Source organism: Deinococcota bacterium (genome assembly GCA_030858465.1).
GTDB lineage: Bacteria > Deinococcota > Deinococci > Deinococcales > Trueperaceae > JALZLY01.
In genome coordinates this window covers 1-21,185 of the sequence record JALZLY010000389.1, presented here as the reverse complement: position 1 = coordinate 21,185, position 21,185 = coordinate 1, and the positions used below count along the sequence as shown (strand labels likewise).

General features: G+C 64.1%; 18 protein-coding genes and 2 tRNA genes. 7 read left to right on the top strand and 13 right to left on the bottom strand.

Features of this window, described 5'->3' with window-relative positions; genetic code table 11:
* Positions 1–9: 9 nt before the first annotated feature.
* The gene (locus M3498_19240; protein ID MDQ3461403.1) at positions 10–1,011 is read left to right on the top strand and encodes a cytochrome c oxidase assembly protein; all 1,002 of its coding nucleotides are present in this window, start codon (positions 10–12) and stop codon (positions 1,009–1,011) included.
* A gap of 175 nt (positions 1,012–1,186) precedes the next feature.
* Here M3498_19240 and M3498_19235 read toward each other — a convergent pair whose 3' ends face one another.
* From M3498_19235 to M3498_19220, 4 genes are all read right to left on the bottom strand, one after another.
* A complete protein-coding gene (locus M3498_19235) occupies positions 1,187–1,450 on the bottom strand; it encodes a hypothetical protein (GenBank protein ID MDQ3461402.1) in 264 nt (87 codons plus the stop codon).
* A 75-nt stretch (positions 1,451–1,525) separates the two neighbouring features.
* A complete protein-coding gene (locus M3498_19230; GenBank protein MDQ3461401.1) occupies positions 1,526–1,738 on the bottom strand; it encodes a heavy-metal-associated domain-containing protein in 213 nt (70 codons plus the stop codon).
* 147 nt (positions 1,739–1,885) lie between these two features.
* Positions 1,886–1,961 (bottom strand) — tRNA-Ala (locus tag M3498_19225).
* A gap of 82 nt (positions 1,962–2,043) precedes the next feature.
* A complete protein-coding gene (locus M3498_19220) occupies positions 2,044–2,253 on the bottom strand; it encodes a hypothetical protein (protein ID MDQ3461400.1) in 210 nt (69 codons plus the stop codon).
* A gap of 129 nt (positions 2,254–2,382) precedes the next feature.
* Here M3498_19220 and M3498_19215 point away from each other — a divergent pair, with 129 nt between their 5' ends.
* Entirely contained in the window at positions 2,383–2,895 is a 513-nt protein-coding gene (locus tag M3498_19215; GenBank protein MDQ3461399.1) for a hypothetical protein, read from the top strand.
* Between the two features lie 56 nt (positions 2,896–2,951).
* Here the strand turns inward: M3498_19215 and M3498_19210 are convergent.
* The 3 genes from M3498_19210 to M3498_19200 form a co-directional block, all read right to left on the bottom strand.
* Positions 2,952–3,026: transfer RNA gene (locus M3498_19210), tRNA-Gln, on the bottom strand.
* A gap of 97 nt (positions 3,027–3,123) precedes the next feature.
* On the bottom strand, positions 3,124–3,306 hold the full coding sequence (locus M3498_19205; protein MDQ3461398.1) for a hypothetical protein: 183 nt from the start codon (positions 3,304–3,306) through the stop codon (positions 3,124–3,126).
* A gap of 81 nt (positions 3,307–3,387) precedes the next feature.
* Positions 3,388–3,609 carry a hypothetical protein gene (locus tag M3498_19200; protein ID MDQ3461397.1) on the bottom strand — a complete coding sequence of 74 codons (222 nt, stop codon included), beginning with the start codon at positions 3,607–3,609 and terminating at the stop codon, positions 3,388–3,390.
* Here M3498_19200 and M3498_19195 point away from each other — a divergent pair.
* Positions 3,608–4,429 (top strand): PIG-L family deacetylase, encoded by an 822-nt coding sequence (locus M3498_19195; GenBank protein MDQ3461396.1) that lies wholly within the window; start codon positions 3,608–3,610, stop codon positions 4,427–4,429. The two genes, M3498_19200 and M3498_19195, sit on opposite strands and share 2 nt — an antisense overlap.
* Positions 4,430–4,490: 61 nt before the next feature.
* On the opposite strand, the gene M3498_19190 is transcribed toward M3498_19195, so the two are convergent.
* The 3 genes from M3498_19190 to M3498_19180 form a co-directional block, all read right to left on the bottom strand.
* Complete coding sequence (locus M3498_19190) at positions 4,491–6,482, bottom strand: ABC transporter ATP-binding protein/permease (protein ID MDQ3461395.1); 1,992 nt, start codon at positions 6,480–6,482, stop codon at positions 4,491–4,493.
* A 36-nt stretch (positions 6,483–6,518) separates the two neighbouring features.
* Entirely contained in the window at positions 6,519–8,276 is a 1,758-nt protein-coding gene (locus M3498_19185; protein ID MDQ3461394.1) for an ABC transporter ATP-binding protein/permease, read from the bottom strand.
* Positions 8,277–8,412: 136 nt separating this feature from the next.
* A complete protein-coding gene (locus tag M3498_19180) occupies positions 8,413–10,695 on the bottom strand; it encodes an MMPL family transporter (protein MDQ3461393.1) in 2,283 nt (760 codons plus the stop codon).
* A gap of 279 nt (positions 10,696–10,974) precedes the next feature.
* On the opposite strand from M3498_19180, the gene M3498_19175 reads away from it, so the two are divergent.
* Positions 10,975–11,523, top strand: a complete 549-nt coding sequence (locus M3498_19175; protein ID MDQ3461392.1) for a Uma2 family endonuclease — start codon at positions 10,975–10,977, stop codon at positions 11,521–11,523.
* Positions 11,524–11,712: 189 nt separating this feature from the next.
* Here M3498_19175 and M3498_19170 read toward each other — a convergent pair whose 3' ends face one another.
* Complete coding sequence (locus M3498_19170; GenBank protein ID MDQ3461391.1) at positions 11,713–12,726, bottom strand: alpha/beta fold hydrolase; 1,014 nt, start codon at positions 12,724–12,726, stop codon at positions 11,713–11,715.
* 93 nt (positions 12,727–12,819) lie between these two features.
* Here M3498_19170 and M3498_19165 point away from each other — a divergent pair, with 93 nt between their 5' ends.
* Positions 12,820–13,806 (top strand): bifunctional enoyl-CoA hydratase/phosphate acetyltransferase, encoded by a 987-nt coding sequence (locus M3498_19165; GenBank protein MDQ3461390.1) that lies wholly within the window; start codon positions 12,820–12,822, stop codon positions 13,804–13,806.
* A 177-nt stretch (positions 13,807–13,983) separates the two neighbouring features.
* Here the strand turns inward: M3498_19165 and M3498_19160 are convergent, their stop codons facing one another.
* The gene (locus M3498_19160) at positions 13,984–16,062 is read right to left on the bottom strand and encodes a tetratricopeptide repeat protein (protein MDQ3461389.1); all 2,079 of its coding nucleotides are present in this window, start codon (positions 16,060–16,062) and stop codon (positions 13,984–13,986) included.
* Between the two features lie 1,076 nt (positions 16,063–17,138).
* On the opposite strand from M3498_19160, the gene M3498_19155 reads away from it, so the two are divergent.
* A complete protein-coding gene (locus M3498_19155; GenBank protein ID MDQ3461388.1) occupies positions 17,139–17,513 on the top strand; it encodes a DMT family transporter in 375 nt (124 codons plus the stop codon).
* On the top strand, positions 17,510–17,887 hold the full coding sequence (locus M3498_19150; GenBank protein ID MDQ3461387.1) for a DMT family transporter: 378 nt from the start codon (positions 17,510–17,512) through the stop codon (positions 17,885–17,887). Before M3498_19155 ends, M3498_19150 begins: the two co-directional genes overlap by 4 nt.
* A 207-nt stretch (positions 17,888–18,094) precedes the next feature.
* Here the strand turns inward: M3498_19150 and M3498_19145 are convergent, their stop codons facing one another.
* The gene (locus tag M3498_19145) at positions 18,095–20,935 is read right to left on the bottom strand and encodes a tetratricopeptide repeat protein (protein MDQ3461386.1); all 2,841 of its coding nucleotides are present in this window, start codon (positions 20,933–20,935) and stop codon (positions 18,095–18,097) included.
* Between the last annotated feature and the right edge of the window lie 250 nt (positions 20,936–21,185).

Genomic DNA, 21,185 nt, shown 5'->3' with positions numbered 1-21,185 from the left:
AGAAAAGCTTTGTGGGAGCCGCGAAATGCCGCCGTCGTAGGCCTCATGGGCCGCGCTCGTCACCCGGAGCGACTCCTGCTCCTTGCGCTGAGCGCCCTTTGGGGTGTCGGTCTCGCCCACGACGGCACCCTGATAACGCCGGCGACGCTGTCGTCCGCCTGGAACTGGGACCCGCTGATCCTTTTCAGCCTCATCGCGGCGAGCCTGCTCTACGCTCGAGGGCTGTGGGTCCTGTGGCGCCGGGCCGGCGTGGGCAGGGGCGTCGGCCGCTGGCAGGCGGCCGCCTTCGCCGGGGGCATCTACACGCTCTTCGTGGCCCTCGTCTCGCCCTTGGACGCGCTCGGCCACGCGCTCTTTTCGGCGCACATGGCCCAGCACATGCTGCTCGCCCTGGTGGCCGCGCCCTTGCTCGTTCTCGGCGCGCCCCTGCTGCCTCTGCTGTGGGCCCTGCCCGGCAGGGGCCGCCGCGCCGCGGGGAGCTGGTGGAACGACTCCCGGCGGGTGCGCGCTCTCTGTCACGGCCTCACCGGCCCGCTCGTCGTCTGCTGCCTCTTCGCCGTCATACTCTGGGTCTGGCACCTGCCGGGCCTCTACCAGGCCGCGGTCGAGAGCGCCCTGGTTCACGCCCTCGAGCACGCCAGCATGCTCTTTGCGGCCGGCCTGTTCTGGTGGCTCGTCGTCCAGCCGCTCGGGCGCAGGCGCCTCAACTACGGCGGAGCCATCCTCTTGGTCTTCATCACCTCGGTGCACAGCACCGTGCTCGGCGCCCTCTTCGTCTTCGCGCCCACGCCGCTCTACCCCCTTTACGAGGCGAGCGTCGGCGCCTGGGGCCTCACGCCCATCGCGGACCAGCGGCTGGCCGGCCTGATCATGCGGACGCCGGGCACCTTCATCTTCCTCTTGACCATCGCGGTGCTGTTCCTGTTGTGGCTGAGCGAGATGGAGCGGCGGGCCTCGCCGCCAAGGTCCGTCAGGGCGGCGCCCGTCAAGCCCGATGTCCTCGAGTCCTAGGCCTTCGTAAGGTTTGGAAGCTGGGTGTAACGCGGCAGACCTTCCTCCAGCGCCTCCTCATCGTCGTGCTCGCCGGTGCGGCCGGTATCGCCGACGTTGTCACGTTCGCGCTCTTTTCGGCCCTACAACCCGGAGCTCTGAAGAGGCGACCCGGTCAGGCTCGAGCCTCGGCCTCTCAGGACGTTTCCGTCCCTTCGGGGTCTTGCTCTTCCGGCTCTTCCGGCTCTTCCTCGGGCTCTTCCGCCTCCTCGGGATCTTCTTCCGCTTCCTCTGGGGGCTCCTCCGCCTCTGCTGGTTCCTCCCCGAAGAGCACGTCCACCACTTCGGGCCGCTCCGGCCCCGCGAAGATTATTGAAACCGCGGTGGCGCCAAAGAAAGCCAGCCACAACACGGCCACAAGGCTCAGCAGGCCCTTGATCGTCCGCTCCGGGTTTGCCATGCTTATCCTTTCGAGATGTCCAAGAGGACGCCGCGCCGCCGCCAAAGGGGCTCGTCGCTTGGCCGCTTGTTCGGATCAGCCGGCGCCATGAGCCGTTTCCGAAGCCTGATAGCCTTCATCCTCCACCGCCGCGATGAGCGCCGCTACCTCCGCCGAACCTTCGACCACGGCTCTGCCCCTGGTCAGGTCGATGCGCGCCGCGGTCACGCCCTCCACGGCCTCGAGCGCCCCTTTGACGGTGGCCTCGCGGTGTTCGCAGCTCATGCCCAGAATGTCGAGATGGGTCATCCGTCCTCCTGAGCCAAGGCTACCGCGGTACGGGTCAAAAAACCGTAACCTCGAGGATGGCAGTAAAATAGCAGTAAATCGGCCCAAACGGAGCAAGCCCCGGATGAACCGGGGCTTAGTTTTTACCGTCCTGCACTTGCCTTCTCGTGGTGGAGCTGAGGGGATTCGAACCCCTGACCTCCTGAGTGCGATTCAGGCGCGCTCCCAACTGCGCCACAGCCCCACGCTCAGGCCTTACAAAGCGTAGCACTTCGGCGGGCCAAAATGCAATCGCGGCGAACCTGGTTCTGGCTGGACTCTAGAGCTTACCAGGAGATGGGCTCGTACTCCATCTCGAACTCGCCCTCGCCGACGCGCTTCATGAGGCCCTTGACGCGCTCGGTCTCGTCGTTGCTGGCAAACCAGGCGTACTCGTCGCCGTCACCCTCGAGATCGGTGAGCTCGAGGCCCTCCTTGGCGAGTTCTTGACGGAGTGCCGCTTCGACGGTTTCGTTGTCGCGCAGGATAAATCGCATGTTCTTTGTATAGCCCCGCCTTGATCCAAAGACCGCAAGCCGCGCCGCTATTAGAAGATGAATGGTGGCCCGGCTGCGCCCAATAGCCGCTCATCTTGCCGCCTTAGACTCAGGGCTATGAGAACCGCGATGAAAAGACGCTATGGCTTGGTGCTGCTGCTGACATTGCTGCCGCTGGCAGGCGCGCAAGAGAGCGCGGACACGCCGGTGGTGGTCGAGCTCGAGGCCTTTGTCATCCGTGAGGTGACCGGGGGTGACGGCGCTGTGGCCGAGGAGCGCGAAAGGGCGCAGACGAGTGCGGACGGGCAGATCCTGGTGCCCCCCGGTCAGACCGTCGAGTACGTGCTCACCCTGCGCAACCGCGGCGAGGCCACCCTGCCGCCCGGAACCGTCATCCTGCGCGGCCCGGTGCCGCCGGCCACCCGCTACCTGGGGGGTTCGGCCACACCGACCTCAGATGAGGTGCGCGCCGAGTTTTCGGCCGACGGCGGCCAGACCTTTTCGGAGCCGCCGGTTGTGGGCGCGGATGGGGACGAAGTCGAGGCCGAGGCCTACAATGTGGTCCGCTGGACCTTGCTGCTGCCCTTAGGGCCCGGACAGACGATGACCTTCGTCTACCGGGTGGTTGTTGCCGAAACCTAGGCAGGTCGGAGCAACACCTGCCAAGAAAAAGGCGCAGCTAAAGGAGCTGCGCTCGGTGGCTGGGTCACCAGGACTCGAACCTGAATTGCCGGAGCCAGAATCCGGTGTCCTACCCATTAGACGATGACCCAAAGCGGACAAGCGGTTCTTATGATAGGGCGTCCGCGCCGGCGCTGCCGCCTGTGGGCTTACATTGACGCAGCTTGATGGGTCGGCTTGGGCATTGCATCAGTCGTCGTCCTCGCCGAGGTTGTCGAGCACCTCGGCGTCCTGATTGTACATGTCCTCGTCGCGGTCGTAGAGGCCGGTGTCGTCGGCCTCCTCGTTCTGGTCGTCGAGTCCTTCACCCCGGCTCGGGGGTTTGGGCGGGGGTGATTCTTTGCGGTCGTCCTGAGCAGTCGTCTTGAGCATGCCCATCAGTCTACGTCGGCGGCTACGGTCCCGTAGGCGATGTCGCCCACAATCTGGCCGCCTACGATCCAATCTGGCCGCCTACAACCGCAGGGGGTCGGGACCGTTTTCAGAAGGGGAGTAAAGCTCGAGGTAGCGAGCCAAGGCTTTGGCGGCAATGGGCTTCAACAGGTAGTCGTCCGCGCCTGGACCCTCGCGCTCGAGCAGTCTCGTGGGTGTGACGGATTCGACGCTTGGTACCTGAAGCGTGGTGACGGATGGTGAGGCAGAACGTGCGGCCTTGGTTTGGATAAAATGGCTCATGACCAAGCCCGTCAAGCCCGAGCTCAGCCTGCTCGGCATCTACGCCCATCCCGACGACGAAGCCTTCGGTGCGGGCGGCGCCCTGGCGCGCTACGCCGCAAGAGGCGCGCGCGTGCAGCTCGTCTGCGCCACCCGCGGCGAGGCGGGCAAGCTCACCGACCCCGAGTTGGGCGAGGTGAAGGACATAGCTGCGCTGCGCCAAGCCGAATTGGAGCGCGCCTGCGAGATCCTCGGCCTCTTGCCGCCCATTTTCCTGGGCTACCACGACTCCGGCCGCGGCGACAGGCTGCGCCGGGACGACGAGCGGGCCTTGATCAATGCCGACCCCGAGAGGCTCGAGCGCGAGCTGCTCAGGCATATCAAAGAGGCCAAGCCACAGGTGATGCTGACCTTCGACCCTCACGGCATCTACGGCCACCCCGACCACCTCGTCATCCACCGCGCGGCGACGGCGGCCTTCTGGTCGGCGGGCGGGGTGATGCAGCCCGCGCCGCGGCGGCTCTTCTACAACGTCCTAAAGGCCGAGACGATGCGGGCCATGCAGGCCCAGAGGGGCCCGTCGCCCCTGAGCGACCTGGACCCTGACCTCTACGGCGTCTCGGCGGACTCGCTGGCGGCCGTGCTCGAGGTGGACGAGGTGCTCGAGCAGAAGGGGGCCGCCATCCGCGCGCACCGCTCGCAGGTCGGCCCGCAGTCGTCCTTTGCCGGCATGCCGGGCGAACTGTGGACCGAGATGCTGAGGCTCGAGACCTTCAGCCTGGGCGGCCTGCGCGGGGGCTTTCCCGAGGGGCCGGTGGACGATCTGTTCGTTGGGTTGTAGGGTGGAGGCCGGCTTTGCCCTAACCCCAGCCCTAACCCCAGCCCTAACCCCAGCCCCGTCCCTAATCGTCGCCCATGACCGCGCTCGGTTCCTGCTTGATGCCCGGCCGCTCCTGGTACTGGAGCTCGTAGAGCTTGCGGTAGTAGCCGCCGTCTTGCTTCAGGAGCTCGAAGTGGTTGCCCGACTCGATCAGTTTGCCCTTCTTCATCACCATGATGCGGTCGACGTCCTGGATGGTGGACAGGCGGTGCGCGATGATGATGCTGGTGCGGCCCTGCATGAGCTTGGCGAGGGCGTCTTGGATGAGCTCCTCGGTCTCGGTGTCGACGTTGGCGGTGGCCTCGTCCAGAATCAAGAGAATGTCCGGGTTTTGCACCAGCGCCCGCGCAAAGGCGATGAGCTGCTTTTGGCCCGTCGAGAAGCCCGCGCCGCGCTCGCGCACGGGGGTGTCGTAGCCCTGCGGCAGCCGCTCGATGAAACCGTGCGCGTTGACGTACTTCGAGGCCTCGACGATGCGCGCCATCGGGATGGTGTCGTCGTTCAGCGAGATGTTGCTGCGCACCGTGCCGCTGAACAGGAAGGGGTCTTGCAAGACGATGCCCACGTGGCGGCGCAGCGCCACTTGGTCGTAGTCGCGCACGTCCTTGCCGTCGATTCTGACGGCGCCCTTCTGCACGTCGTAAAAGCGGCTCACTAATGAAATGATGGTGGTCTTGCCCGCGCCCGTCGCGCCCACGAAGGCCACCGACTCGCTCGCGTTTACCTTGAAGCTCAGGTCGCGCAAGACCCAGTCCTCGCCTTCGTAGGCGAACCACACCCCGTCGAAGACGACCTCGCCCCTGAAGCCGCCCTCGAAACCGAGGGGGTCGGGCCGGTCCCTGATCTTTTCGGGCGTGTCGAGCAGGTTGAAGATGCGTTCTGAAGACGCCATCGCCGCCTGCATGATGTTGTACTTTTCGCTGAGGTCCTGGAGCGGCCTGAAAAAGGAGCTCGAGTAGAAGATGAAAGCCGTCAGGACGCCGATGGTCACCGTGCCGGGGGTGACGCCCAGGACCTGGGTGGCGGTGAAGTAGAGGATCAGCGCCGTCGAGAGGTTGCCGATCACCTGCACGCTGGGAAAGAACAGGCTGAACCAGCGGATCTGCTCGATGTTGGCGTCCAGGAGATCCAGGTTGACACGATCGAAGCGCTGCGAGTTGCGGGCCTCGCGGTTGAAGAGCTGGATGGTCTTCATGCCCGAGAGGTTCTCCTGCAGATAGGCGTTCGACTTCGAGGTTACCAGCCGCACCGCGCGGTAGGCCTCGCGGATCTTGGTGCGCAGGATGTTGATGACGAAAAAGAGAATCGGCATCACCGCCACGGTGACCAGCGCGAGCTGCCAGTTCAGGCTGAACATGAAGACCAGCAGGCCGACTAAGAGCGCTATGTCCGCGACCAAACCGACCACGCCGTCGCGCATCATCATCTCGATGGCGTCGACGTCGCTGGTGATGCGGGTCATCAGGCGGCCGACCGGGGTGCGGTCGAAGTAGCCCAGGTGCAGGCGCTGGACCTTGCTGAAGATCTCCCGCCGCAGGTCGTAGATGGCGTGCTGGCCCATCCAGGTGACCAAGTAGGTGTAGCCGTAGCGCAGGCCGAAGTTGAGCACGCGCAGGCCCAGGTAGATGGCGGCGATGACCAGCAGGCCGCCAAAGCGCTCGTCCACGCTAAGGCCGGCAAAGGCTGCCTCCACGGGCTCGATGTAGCGATCGATGGCGGTGCGCACCAACAGCGGAAAGACCGGCACGATGGCGCTGTAGAGCAGCAACAGGAAGATGCCGCCGAAGAGCTGCTTGCGGTAGGGCCTCAGATAGGTCAGCAGGCGCTTGGTGATGTCCCAGTCAAAGGCCTTGCGAAAGGCCTCGCCGTCCTCGTCGAACTCGGCCTCCTTGCGCATCCGCCGGACCCGCTTTGCCCGGCTGGCGCGAGCCCGGCGCTTGGCCTCCTCGATGTCGTAGTTGTCGATCTCCCCTTGGGTAAGGGTTTCCTGAGTGCTGCGGACCTGTTCAGCCATGTGCTATTCTCCTGCGAATCTTCTTGTGGGTAAAGCTCATGCGGCCTCCAGCGATTCCTCGAGCCGCTGGCGGCGGTCCATGTCGGCGTACCAGCCGTCCGCGGCGACGAGTTCCTCGTGGCTGCCCTCCTCGATGACTTTGCCCCGCTCCAGGACCAGGATGCGGTCGGTGTGGCCAAAGGCCGAGATGCGGTGGCCGACGATGACGCTGCTGCGGCCCTTCATGACCTGCCCCAGGCCCTCAAGGATGCGCGACTCGGTCTGGGTGTCTACGGCCGAGAGCGCGTCGTCCAGGATGAGGATGGCCGGATTGCGGATGATCGCGCGAGCCATGGCGGTGCGCTGGCGCTGGCCGCCCGAGAGGGTCACGCCGCGCTCGCCCAAGGAGGTGTCGTAGCCCTTCGGAAAGTCCTCGACGTCGCCCGCGAGCTGCACGAGTTCGGCCACCGCCCTTACCTTCTCGCGGAGCGCGCCCTCGTCCTCCAGAGGAATCCCGTAGGCGATGTTCTCGGCGACCGTATCCGAAAAGAGAAAGGGCTCTTGCGGCACGATGCCGATGTGGCGCCGCAGGACCATAACGGGATAGCGTTTGATGTCCACGCCGTCGATCAAGATGGTGCCCTCATCAGGGTCCACGAGCCGCGCGATCAGGTTGATGATCATGGTCTTGCCCGAGCCGGTGCGGCCGGTGATGCCCACCGACTCGCCCGCCCTTATCCTGAACGAGACCCCGTCGAGCGCCCTGATGCCGTCGTAGCTAAGGCTCACATTCTCGAACTCGATGTCGCCGCGCACCTCGCCGAGGCTGAAGTCGGTGCGCTCGTCGTCCTTGATGTCGGGCTCGATGTCCAAAAGCTCCTTGAGCCGGCCCCAGGAGGTGTGGCCGCGCTGGCTGATGTTGGCGATCCAGCCCGCCGCGATGAGCGGCCACTCGATGCCCACGAAGAGAAAGACGAACTCGATAAACTGGCCCGGCGTCAGGCCGCCGGTGACCACGGTGCGGCCGCCGATGAGCAAGAGGATCACGATGGTGACGCCGAAAAAGAGCTCCATCAGCGGGAAGAGCGGGCCGTCCACCTTGGTCAGGGAGAGGTTGCGGCGGATGAACTCGTCGTTGAGCGACTGAAAGCGTCCCAACTCCCTGGACTCGATGCCGAAGCCCTTCACCACCCTTATGCCGCTGAAGTTCTCCTGCGCCATCGCCGAGACGTTGGAGAGCTGTTGCTGCACCTTTTCGTAGCGCCTATGGATGATGCGCAAGAGAATGAAGAAGCTCAGGGTGATCATCGGCACGATAGCCAGCATCAACAAGGCCAGGCCCACGTTGAGCGTGAACATGCGGCCGAAGGTGAAGAGGATCAACAGGCTGGTCGAGACGCCTTGAAAGACCGCCACGCCGACCAGCATCCTGACCGCGTTCAAGTCGGCGGTGAGCCGCGCCATCATGTCGCCGACGCGGTGGTTGTCGTAAAAGTGGCTGCCCAGGCGGGTAAAGTGAAGAAAGAGGTCGCGCCTTATGTCGAACTGCACCTCCCAGGAGGCGTTCAAGATGCTGCGCCGCACCACGATCCAGGCCGTGGCGCTGACGGACGACACCAGCAGGAGGCCGGCCATATAGGTCCAGATCGAGGTCATGGTCATGGTGCCGCTCGAGAAGGCGTCTACCGCGAAGCCGATGATCCTGGGAATCAAGATGGTCGCATAGGACGCCACAGCGAGCGCCGCGAGACCGATGAGAAACTGCCGGGGATAACGTCTGATGTAAGCAAACAGGTCGGTAAACGTCTGGCGCACACGTCCTCCTCAGACCGCCTGGCGGCGGCGAACCTGAAATGTTACCATGCCTTTGGCAGCAGTGGAGACCCTGAAACTACAGCAACTACAGCCCACGCGACAGCCGCAAAGACCACCGTCAACGAGAACGGTCGGCTCAGTCGTGGGCGATGGTAACGTCCTTCAGCGCGCGCCGCAGCGGCCCCGGCAGCCACCAGTTGAGCCGGCCCGCCAAGACCACGAAGGATGGTACCAGCATCATGCGGACGACGGTGGCGTCCAGCACGACGGCGACGGCCAGGCCGAAGCCGATCGTCTGCATGTTGACCACGCCCGCCCAGATAAAGACCGAGAAGACCACGCCCATGATGAGGGCGGCGCTGGTGATCACCCCGCCGGTGGTCGAGAGCGCGTAGACCACCGCCTCGCGGTCGCTCATACCCCGCCGGTGGCCCTCGTAGATGCGCGAGACGAGAAAGACCTCGTAGTCCATGCTGAGGCCGAAGATGACCGCGAAGATGAGGATCGGCGTGGTGGTCTCGACCATGCGCAAGGCTCCCTGCAGGCCGGTGTACTGGATCAAGAAGCCGTCCTGGAAGACGAGCGTCAGGAGGCCGTAGGCGGCGCCCACGGTCAGGGTGTTGAGAAGAATCGACTTGAGGGGAATGACGACGGACTTGAAGGCCAGGCCGAGCAGGACGAAGGTCGCCAAAAAGACCAGCGCCACCGTCTGCGGGAACTTGCCGTAGAGCGCGCCAGTCCACTCGAGCTGCCCCTGGTATTCGCCGCCGATGCGGCCGCTGAGCTCCTGCGCGGCCAGCAGCGCCCCCAGCTCGCGCGCCAGCCTTTCGCCCTCGCGCGGGCTCGTCTCGCCGCTCGGATAGACCCGCAAGAGGGCGTAGCGCCCGTTTTCGCTGACCGTCGCCCGCACCAGTTCGGCCAGCGGGCTCGCCCGCGCGGTCTCCAGGGTGGCGTAGTAGCCCCTGAGGAGGACGCCGGGCACCGGGGCGGTGGTGGGGGAGAGGACGGTGACGACGTTCTCGAGCCCCGCCGCCTCGCGGCTCAGGGCGCTCAGGCCGCGCAGGCTGCTCGGGTGAAAGACGCCCCGGCCATCCCCGCCGGGGTCGCCGAAGTCGACGAGCACGTCGAAGGTCTGCAGGGCCCCCACCAGCCCGACCGCCAAGAGGCCGTCGTGGGCGCGGCGCGACTCGGCGCGGTAGGAGAGGCCCTCGGCGCCGGTGAAGCCGAGCTCCATGCGCAGGGCGGGCGCGGCCAAGAGGAGCAGAGTCGCGGTGGCGACGCCCGCCCAGAGGAGCGGCCGCTTGAGCACGAAGCGCGCCCAGCCTCGCCAGAAGGCCCTCGAGCGCGTGCCCGGCTCGCCCCGGCCGAGCCTAAAGGCGTTGACCCGCCCGCCCAGCAGGGTGAGCAGGGCAGGCACCAGCGTCATCGACAGCGACATGCTGAAGAAGAGCACCACCACCCCGCCCAGGCCCAGGCTCTTGATGAAGAGCAGCGGCGGGATGAGCAAGGCCGCGAGCGCGATGATGACGGTGAGGCCGCTAAAGGCCACCGCCCGGCCCGCCGTCCGCGCGGTGATGAGGGCGGCCTGGTGAGGGCCGTGCTCTCCCAACTCCTCACGAAAGCGGTTGACCATCAGCAGCGCGTAGTCGATGCCGGTGGCGAGTCCCAGCATCGTCACCACGCTGGCGGCGAAGATCGACACCGGCATGACCTGGGCGACGAGCGCGAGCACCGCCAAGGTCATGCTGATCGCCAAGACGCCGACGAGAATGGGAATGCCCGCGGCCACCACCGCGCCAAAGGCGACGAGCAGGATCACCAGGCTGAGCGGCAGGCCGATGACCTCGGCGCGTAGGGTGTCGGCCTTGGTGAGCGCCTCGATGTCCGCGACGACCGCCGACACCCCGGTGATGTAGAGCGCGGGCGCCCCGTTCCCGCCGCCCTCCTCGAGGTCTCGCTGGACGCCGCGCATCGCTTCGCGCAGTGCCCCGACGCTGGCCTTGGCCTCCTCGTCGCTGTCGGCGCTTAGCCCCAAGAGGGCCACCGCGTAGCGCCCGTCTTCTGAAGCGAGCGTGAGCGCGCCGGACTCGCGGTGGTCGCGGAGGCTGTCGAGCAGACCCGAAGCCACCAGGCGCTCGCTAGCGAGCGTGAAGGCCCGCTCGAAGGCCTCGTCACCCACGCGCAGCGTCCCCCCGCCGTCGGCGACGAGCAGCAGGTTGTAGGCGTCCTGGCCGCTAAACGTCCCCTCGATGAGCTGGCGCACCTCTCTTGCGACGCTGCCTGGGATGCCGCCCGTCGCCGCGGTCATCAGCCCCGGCGCGCGCAGCGACAGCGGCAAGGCCAGAGCGGCCAGCAGCAGCCAGAAGCCGATGACGGTCTTGGGATAGCGCGTGACGACGCGGGCGAGGGCGTCAAACACGACGGTAGAGGTTCGTCTGTATCCGTAAAGGGCTGAGCTGTAAGGGGATGGCTGGAATGAGCGTCATTCGGCCACTCACGCTAGCAGATTTGCTTTTGGGTGTCTATGCCGGGGCGCCAGCGGCTCGAGCTTCCCCGTCCACGAGCCCGCGCTTCGGGGGCTCGTGGCTTCGGGGGCTCGTGGCTTCGGGGGCTCGAGGCCGCCGCATGTGGCGGAAGGTCATGGTTGAGGATGCTGCCCGCTTGAGCCGGCATGCTAACATTCGCTCAGGAGGCTTTTGTGCCTGTGAAGAGTCAAGCGACCGTCGACGATCTCTATCATCTGCCCGACGAGGGCAAAGCAGAGCTTATCAACGGAGAGGTCGTGCTGATGTCACCGACAGGCAGGGCGCCGGGCTATGCCGGCGACGAGATCTTTTTTTCTTTGAGGCAGTATTCGAAGCGCCTCGAAACAGGCTTGGCGGTTGGGGACAACAAGGGCTTTGTCGTCGATTTGCCGCACCGCAAGTCCTTTAGCCCCGACGCCGCTTTTTATGTCGGACCCAATACCGGCATGAAGTTTTTCGACGGTCCGCCCATCTTTGCCGCCGAGGTCAGAAGCGAGGGGGACTACGGCAAGGGCGCCGAGGAAGCCTTGGCCGCGAAGCGTGTCGACTACTTTGCCGCCGGAACCCTGGTGCTATGGGATGTAGACCTGCTGAAGGATGTCGTCAGGGTATACCGCGCCGACGACCCAAGCGCTCCGACCCTTTACCGCCGTGGCGACGTGGCCGAGGCCGAACCGGCTGTACCCGGATGGCGCATGCCGGTCGACGATCTGTTCGAGTAGCCTCGGAGAAGCCCTTGTGTCAGGCAACTGTGTCAGGCGGTGCGCCAGGCAACTGTGCCAAACAGTGTGTCAGGCAGCATCTTAGCTCGTGGGGCCGTCGCCTGGGCGCAGAGCTCGAGGCTTGAGCCCTCGCTTCGGGGCTCGAGGCGGCGTTGCCACCGTCGGTCCGCGCCTGGAGGCTTTTGTGTTCTACTCGAGCGACCTGAAAAAGTCCCAGATGGTCACGCTCGCCTCGTCCGGCCAGACGTGCGGGTAGAGCTCGCCGCGGTAGTCGAGGCTCTGCTGGTAGGGGCACCAGACGACGGCGTTGCCGCCCGCGCAGCTGGGGTAGCGCTGGCAGCCTAAGCCGCGCGGCTCGGCGGGCAGGGGCGGCCCCTCGCAGCGGTTCAGGGTGACAAAGAGATCCCTGACCCGCAGACCGGCCTCGAAGGCCACGAGATGGTCCTCGGGGTTGTGCAGGACGAGGGCCGCGACCGGAGCGCCGCAAGGGGAAGGGGAGACGCTTCCCGCGACGACGGCCACGGCGCGCACCGTTTCGGCGCGGGCGCAGGCCAGGCTGGCCGCGAACCAGCCGCCGAGCGAGTGGCCGACGAGATAAACCCTGCCGGGGTCTAAGCAGTAGCTCTCGCTCATGTCCTCGAGCATATGATCGAAGAGGGCGTAATCGCGCAGGGCGTCCGCCGGGTCGCCGGGGTCGGACCAGGAGAAGGTGCCGTCCCCCTGCCGCAGCCCGCTCGGGTAGACGATGACGGCCTCGCCCTGGCTGGGCGCCTCGAGCCCGTAGTAGCGCCGCACCTGGGCGTTGTCGTTGGTGCGGCCGTGAAAGGCGATGACGAGCGCCAAAGGCGTATCCGGACTGTAGCTCTGTGGCAGGTAGGCGATGAGCTCGCGTGCTTGCCCGTCTACCAGGACGCTCCGCGGCGGCGTCTCGGGCAGAGGCTTGCCGCAGCCGCTCGAGCGCCGCGCTTCCAGCCGGCCCCCGCCCGGTTCCTCGGGCTCTTCCGCCAGCGCCGCGGCCAGGCGAAAGGGCGCCGCCCGGCTGACCTCCTCGCTAGGTCGGAAGAGCCCGTCGGGGTAAGCCTGCGAGAGCCCCGCTTCAGCGAGCGCGGTCGTCTCTTTGGAAGGCTGCCCCTCCCAGGGGTCCACAAAGGGTCGAGCGAGGGTGAAGGGGAGCAGGGCGAGGAGGAGCAGGAGTTTCGGCATGGCCCGAGTCTACAGGACGGCTGTGCCTACAGGGTGGCCAACCGTAAGAGTCGCCCTAAAGGTCGCGCTTTCGAGGGGCTAGACTGGAACACCATGGTCAATCCTACCCACCTCGTCGAGGGGCAGAAGAGCGCCCTCGAGACCATCGAACCCTGCACCACCCTGGAGGACATCCGCGACTTGGCGACCGTCGCCGCGCGCGAAGGGGGACGCCGCCGCCTCGCCGTCGCCAGCGCCGGCGAGGCCCACGTCGTCGAGGCGGTCGCGCGCGCCGTGACGGCGGGCTGGGTGGAGGCCGACCTGTTCGGTTACGCCCAGCTGATCGAGCCGCTGGTCGAGACGTTCGGCCTGCCCTCCGAGCGCGTCCGCGTCCACCCCGCCCCTTCGCCCCAGGCGGCCGGCAAGATGGCGGTCGAGGCGGTCTCGAGCGGGGCCTGCGACATCCTCATGAAGGGCAACATCCAGACCTCGGTGCTCATGAAGGACGTCCTCCACAGGGACTACGGCCTGCGCGGCGCGGGCAAGCTCTCGCACGTCCTGGCCTTCGACCCGCCGCACCTGGGGCGCCTCCTGCTGATGAGCGACGGTGCCTTGAATATCGCGCCCGACCTCGCGCTCAAGATCGAGATCGTCAAGAACGCCGTCCGAACCGCGCACCTTTTGGGTACTCCCAAGCCTCACGTGGCGCTCCTCTCGGCGATCGAGCTCGTCGATCCCAACCAGCAGGCTTCGGTCGACAACGCCATCATCGCCAAGATGGCCGACCGCGGCCAGATCAAGGGCGCCAAGATCGACGGCCCGCTGGCCTTGGACAATGCCATCGACCCCGAGGCGGCGCGGATCAAGAGCATCAAGAGCGAGGTGGCGGGCCGCGCCGACGTGTTGATCGTCCACAACGTCGATGTCGGCAACGTCTTTTACAAGTCGCTGGTCTACTTTTCGCGCACCGAGGTCGCCGGCGTCATCACCGGCGGCAAGGCGCCCATCATCTTGACCAGCCGCGCCGACAGCGCCCAGTCCAAGTTCAACTCGGTCGCCATGGGCTGCGTGCTGGCGGCGCGGGAAAGCTATGTGAGTTAAGGCTCGACGAAAAGACAATTTCAAGCCATCAGCCCGAGAACAGCCTCGTGCTGCTTGAACTCCGCCTTGTGCCGGGTTCGGACTGCTCGAGGGAACTTTCCGCTCCCTCCGTAAAATTTGGGAATTTTGGTTGCTCGTCGCTGACGTGCAAATTACATCGTCGTACTACCACCATGGCTACTCAGGGTGCTGGCTAGGTTCACTAGGCGAGGCAGGTTCACCGGTGCTCTCGAACAGGCTTGCGAAGTGCTGCCTTGCCGGCAGGGTGTACCCCACCACGCCTAATTCCCGTAGCCTCTGGACGTGCTTTCTTGCGCTCTCCCAATCGTCACGCAGCCTCGCTGCATCGAGCCCAACGTACGTCGCCAAGCCCGGCAGGCCCACTTCCTCCAGAAGACGCTCCCCCTCGGCAAAGTCGCGCAAGGCATCCTCGTGCTTCCCTAAGCGCTCCAGCGCGAGCCCGCGCACCCAGTACCCTGTGCCCATTACGCGCCTCTGTCCGAACTGCGTGCCAATGTCGAGAGTCTCCTGTGCCAGTGCCAGCGCCCGCTCAGCTGAACCGAAGGCACTCTCAGCGTAGGAGGTGTAGGTGGTCGCCTGGCAAATGAGCATTGGCGCACCCAGTTCCCTAGTGAGGCTCAAGGACCGGTGGCCGTACCGCAGCGCCTGAGCCGCCCTTCCCTCCGGTGGCCAGTTAAAGTACAGCCCGCACAGCATCGCCTCGCAAGCTGCCAGGTGCTCCCTAGCATCACTACGAAGGAGCACCTCGCGGGCTTCAAGCAGCTCGTCTTCGGCGCGCTCGTACTCGCCAAGCTCAGTGAGTGATACCCCCAGGTAGGTCTGGGCGATGGCGTAGTCACGGCCACTACCCAAGTCGCTGGCGAGGCGCATGGCTTCCTCGGTATCGCGTACGGCTTCACGCAAGCGGCAGAGTCCCCAGTAGACCATGGTGCGGAAGCGCAAGGCGTACATGAGCCGCTGAGGGATAATTCCTCCACTCAGCTCTCGAAAGAGAGCAATGACCTCGTCCAAGAGGCACAGGCTGTCTTGGTACTTACCGGTGTAGAAGGCAAGGCTGCCGCGCACCTCGAGGAGCGACGCGCGCTCCTCCACCGAGAGCGCGGGATCCTCGAGTGCTCTGCTGAGGAGTGCGTCCGCCTCGGCCATGGTCCCTTGGTTCATGAGCGAGGTGGCCGCATCACGTTTTGCACTGACGCTGGCAGTGCCCTGAAGCTCAGGACGGCTCAACCAGAGGTCTACTGCCCCTCGGTAGTCGCACCGCTCGGTCCGGAGGCTGATGAGCTCATCGAACCAGCGCTGGATTGGCCTCAGCTCCTCCGGCAGGCTCTGCATAAGGGCCTCGGCACGCTCGCCTTCACCCTGGCGCACGAGAGAGCGGGCCAGGAGCAGACCTGCTTCGACATGGTGCGGCTCGACCTCCAGGACCCGCTCGGTGAGCCGTTGCGCCTGGAAGGGGTGAAGAACGTGCAGGAGGCGCGCTGCCCTAAGCAGCAAGTCCCGCTTCCTCTCACCTGAGGCGTAGGTGGCAGCAGAGGATAAGAACTCACCCGCCTGCCTCTCCCGGCCGTGCCGCTCGGCCTCCGTGGCTGCCCGCTCGAGGATGTCCAGGGCTACCTCACCACGAAATCCAGCATCAGCGACGTAAGGCGCGGCCATCTCGGGTTCCGTGGTGGCAAACGCCTCGACAATCTGCCCTGCCAAACGCCCCCGCTCATCCCTCTGGAGTTCCCGGATGAGCAACTCCCGGTACAGGGGATGCACGAACCCGCCCTCGCGCAAGATGCCGGCCGCCTCGAGCTGGGCGCTGAGCCTTGACAGCTCAGCCTCCGTTACTCTCATCACCTGCGCGAGCACCTCATCGGAGGTGCCTAATGGCAGGAGCGCCTTGAGGCGCATGAGCGTGACCGCTTCCTCGCTCAGCTCAGCACGGTGAATCGCCTGAACGATGAGCACCTCCACGCTCGAGGGAATGCGCAGGGCCTCGGGTGCCCGCCAGCGCCAGCGACGCCCGTCCCGCCAGAGGTTTCCGTGGCGGCGCAGGAAACGGAAGAACTCCAGGGTGAAGAGCGGATTGCCCGCGGCGAACTCGTGAATCCAGGCGACGGCGTCAGCCGGCAAGCTAGCGCCCGCCTCTTCTTCCAGCAGTCCCCAGCTCTCCTCGAGGGTGAGGGGTGGGGATTGCTGCACAGTGAAGGCATCAGGGGGTTCCTGGCGGCTGGTGACGATGAGGCCCACCCCAGAGCTCCTCCTCACTGCCTTGCTCAAGGCTACCCACAACGCTAGCGCTTCCCCTTGTGCTTCGTGCAAGTCCTCGACGTGCAGGACGATTGGGGCTTGCGCGGCCAGAAGTGCCGCTAGCGCGTCGACGGTGTCTTGTTGGTTGCTCCCTTGCCCCTGTGCTAGGCGTGAGAGCGTTGCCTTAGCCCAGGAGGGGAGGTCGCTGGCTCTCGGGAGGCGCTGCGCAATCTTCCCAGGGGTAATAGTGGCGTGCAGGGTGACGCTGGTATAAGGCAGCGCCTTCAGCACCTGCAGCACAATGTGAGTCTTGCCGATACCCGGTGGTCCCCACACACCCAGTGCCAGGCCTGCTTCTCCCTGGGGGTGTAGGTGTCTCACCTATGTTGACACAGAAGGCTCCGCTGGAACCTTAAGCTTTACCTACGAGGTGGAAGAGGTTACCGAGACAACCTGGGAGTGCATAAACAGCAGCAATCAAAGAACCCAACAGCGTCAACGTACGACAACTACCACTACTACAGGAGTGGTTAGCTCTGTTGCACGCGAAAGAAATCAAATCACCGGCTTCAACCTCACCGGATTTAGCAGCAGTAGCTCCTCGAGCACCTCGGAAGGTGAGAAGCTGGAATCCTGCCCCAGCGGCTCCTCCTGGTCTCTTGTCCCTGGCAGCACTGAAACCGAGACAATTCAAAGCACGGGTGGCCTCTACGTCAACGGCGTACTGCTCCAGTAACAAGCCAGCTTCAAGCAAAGCAAGGACCGGCTCGTCCGGTCCTTATTTCTTGCCCTCATAGTAAACGAGACAACCGAGTAAAGCTGAGCAGCTTGTTGTACAGGAGGGAGTATGGCTCATAGAGAGCGCAAGATCTTTGCGGGTGATCCCGCTTGTGTCGGCATCATCCTCTTGGTGGTGCTGTGGCTTGTCTTGTCGTTGCCAACACCATCTTTCCCCCCAGCCCTCGCCGAGGTAGCACCCGCTGTGCTTAACTACCGCGGCCGGTAGCAGGGCGAGGGTGATCTGAGTGGGGTACGGGCTTATCTTCTTTGCGGCGGCGCTCTGGGGGCTCATCGGCTTGCTCGCCAAAGGGATGTTGGCAGCCGGCATCGAGCCTCTGGAAGTCGCGTTCTGGCGTGCTGCCCTGGGAGGGCTGCTCTTTTGTGCCCATGCAGGCTCAAAAGGCAAACTCTACCTGAAGCGACGCCGCGACCTGGAGTTCTTTCTCGGCTTTGCCCTCGTCGGCACCCTCCACTACGCTTCATTCATTCTTGCCGTGGATCATGGCGGCGTGAACCTCGCGGTCGTTCTCCTCACGTCAGCTCCGGCGTTTGTCGTGGTGGGTGCGTGGTTGTTGCTCCAAGAGAGCCTGACGCCGTTAAAGCTCGGCCTGGTGCTCATGACGCTGCTGGGGGTGGTCCTCGTCTTGGGTGGGGGGGTGGTGAAGGGGTGACTGTCTCCGCTTTGGCGGTCTCTTGGGGTCTTCTGGCAGCGGCAACTCATGGCAGCTTCTACCTTTTCGACAAGTGGATGCTGGGCCGCTACAGTTCCGTAGCGATCTGCGCGCTCCTCATGCCTTTCGGTGCGCTGCTGCTGGGGCCTATGGTGACGTTCAGCCCCAAGGGCCTGCAGGTGTGGGGGTTGTTGCTGCTGCTGGTGTTCTTTTCGATCTATGCGGCCTACTTTCTCTACTACACCGGCCTCAAGAGGGTAGAAGCGTCACGGGCGGTGCTCATGACAAGCGTCGGACCGGTCATCGCTGCCACCCTGGCTGCTTGGTGTTCGGTGAGTACTTCGGCTTGCTCGGTTGTGTTGGGGCGAGCTTGATCTTTGGCACGGCCCTGTTGGTGGCACTGCCGCAAGGGAGTTTGAGCAATGCTGCAGCTGTGTTCGCGCGCCACAGGCATCTGCCGGAGCAGCTTTGATCCTCTCCTGAAGACGCTCATGAAGCCATTCCCGCTGCATCCGTAGGGATGCCAACTTTTTTATTTCCGCGAGAGTCGTAGGGGACACCGCGCTTTGCTAAGCGAAACTTCAGGTGTGGTCGCCTTCCTCCAAAGCATAGACGATGATCTGCTCGAGCATCATCACCCGCCCTCTTGCCCATGCAATCCTAAAACGTTCCTCGTCGAGCTGAGCGCGCGCAACGCTTACACTACGCTCGTAGCGAGAGCGGTCGCTGGACAGCAAGGGTAAACGAATCGTTTCACGTAAAGCTTCTGCTGCTCCCCAAAGACGCGGTGCTTGCTCAGGCTCACCTTCCATCACCCTTAAAACTGCGAATGCTTCTAATGAACAGGCAATGCCCCGCTTGTCCCCCAGCACACGAAATAGTGCCAAACTTTCCTTAACGAGCGCGCGCGCTTTGGCATGCTCGCCTCGGTCAAGGGCGACCAGCCCCAGCCTGTTGAGCGAGTCGGCCATGCCCGTCCTATCATCCACCTCTTGCCTTATCGCCAGGCTCTCTTCAAAAAGCGCGTATGCTTTTGCATCGTCGCCTTGAGCATGGGCTACCTGGGCCAGACCGTAGAGCGAAAAGGCGATGGCTCGCTTATCTCCCACCTCCCGCCTTATGGCCAGGCTTTCCTCATGGAGCAAGTGTGCCGAGGTGAAGTCGCCCTGGTCAAGCGCGACTATCCCCAAGTTGCCGAGCGAGTTGGCAATGCCCTGCTTGTCTCCCGCCTCCCGCCTTATGGCCAGGCTCTCTTCAAAGCGTGAGGGTGGTAAGACGTAGCCACCTTGTTGGTAGTCTATGCTGGCCAAGTTGCTGAGCGAGGCGGCAATGCCCTGCTTGTCTCCCACCTCCCGCCTTATGGCCAGGCTCTCTTCGAAGTGTGAGCGCGCCGCACTGTAGTCGCCCTGGAACCAAGCCAGCATACCTGCGCCGTTGAGCGCTTTCGCACGGGCCGCTGTTGTTGCCATTCCTGCTTGGGACAGTGCCTTCGCCAACCAGCCGCGCCCCTCGCTCAGATAACCACGCGCCTGCCAGAAGCGCCACAGCGCCCCAGCCAGTCGTAAAGCCAGCTCGTGTCGCTTGCTCCGCTCTCCCCAGGCGAGCGCTGCTCGTAAATTGTCGTGCTCCGCTTCCAGACGCGTCAGCCAATCACCTTGTTGGTCGCCCACCAGCTGCGGTTCGGCGTCCTCCGCCAGGGCGAGAAAGTATTCCGCATGTTTGTTTTGAGTCTCCTCCTCCTCTTGGTGCTCTATTAGTTTCTCCTCCATGAACTGACGCAAGAGTGGATGCCAATCGAACCTGCCCGCAGAGGACGTGCGCAGCAGGGACTTGTCTACCAGCGACACCAGAGTAGGAAAGGTTGCCCCGGCGACTTCGGACGCCGCCTCCTTCCGAAAGCCCCCATGGAAGACCGAGAGCTTCCTTAGGACCTCCTGCTTCCTGGGCGTAAGAAGCCTCCAGGAGTACTCGAAGGTCGCCCGGATGCTTTGCTGCCTGCCGGGGACGTTGCGAGTCGAGGTGGCAAGGAAGTCCATGTTCCGCTCGATCTCCGTGGCGATATCCTTGAGCGGCATCATACGGACCCATGCGGCAGCCAGTTCGATCCCCAGCGGGTAACCCTGCACTAGATAACAAATCTTCAAGGCGTGCGGCAGATCCTCTTCTGTGAGCCGGAAATCGAGCCGAGACTTCTTGGCCCGCCGAAGGAAGAGTTGCAAGGCATCAACGTGCCCGAGTTCTTCAAGGCTGGCATCCTCTGCGGGCAGCGGCAAGCCTTCGAGAGACATGGCGTGTTCTTCGTGGACATTCAGGCGCTCGCGGGAGGTAATCACTACCCTGAGGTTGGGACAGGCGTTAATAAGGTCTGCCGATAAACCCGCACCGTCCATAAGGTGCTCGTAGTTGTCTAGAACCAACAGCAGGTGCTTCTCTCCGATGTGGTTCTTGACTTGTGCCAGTGGTTCAGCTGGCCCTTGCAGGGCGAGACCCAAGGCTTCCGCCACCGCCAAGGGAATCTGCTCAGGTGAGGACAACGATTCAAGCCCAGCGAAGAACACGCCGTCTTCAAAGCGACCTGGCCGAAGCTGATGGTGGGCCGCTTGCATGGCCAGCTTGGTCTTCCCCACGCCGCCCGGACCATGCAGGGTCAACAGTCGGCAGTGGGGCCGGTTGTGAAGCTTGTCAATCGCCAGCAGTTCAGTTTCACGGCCCACAAACGAGGTCGCGAGAGTGGGAAGGTTGTTCGGCAACGAAGGCTTTTGAAAGGGGTCCAGCGGGAGCTGCGCTAGCCTCTTGGTGGGCTGAGCGTGAAGCTCGAGGCCGTAAGCATCCGCCTCCCTCATCACCTCAGCAGCCTTGGGGCTCTTCCCCACCTGAAGAAGCCTATAGACGCGACTGAAATCGTCAGGTTCGAGTTCAGGTGCTCCAGCAAGAGTAAAGGCTATTTCGGCATGTTGAGCTGCGGTCTCATCACGCCCTTCGGCGGCGGCGTCCTCACCCAACTTCAGGCGAGCTTCTCGGACTTTGCCTGCAAGATACTCGCGCGTTTCGTAGACCCACGCCTCGAGCTCTTCATTCAAGGAAAGGCTGAAACCTTCTAGGAAGGTGCCTTGGTAGAGATGAAGCGCTTCCTCGAGATTCCTCCGGTAAAGCAGTGTCAGAAGCTCGCTAGCGTCGCAAGAAACAACTGCCCAAAGCCGGTGCTCATCTGCCTCAACAGGGCATGGCGCCACACTCCTGAGGCGGCGAAGGGCTGTAGAGAGGCTGTCGCGAGGGTCGTCGACGTTGCCGAAGAACAGCTCGGCTAAGGTGCGGCGGGAGGTGGGGCCTTCGAGCGCGAGGTACGCCAGCAAAAGAAGAGGCTTGGGACGACGAAAGGGCGTGTCCTCGAGCGATAAATCGCCAAGGGTGCGTAGCATCATGTAGCACCACTATACACACATTCTTCTCACGTGCTTCAAGGGCGAGTGAAGGCCGGTCGGAGGTTGGTCGGGGGGCATTTGCTAGTCTCTCCCGTACATCAGTAAGGGGAGGGGGAAGAGGTGTTCAGTACAACGCTCGAAGCTCAAATTGATAGGCAGTTAGCGACTGTACCCGAAGTCACAGCGGCGGTGGCGGTCAGCAAGGAAACCATTCAGGGTGGGCTGACCTGGCTCTTCGTCACTCTAGGGG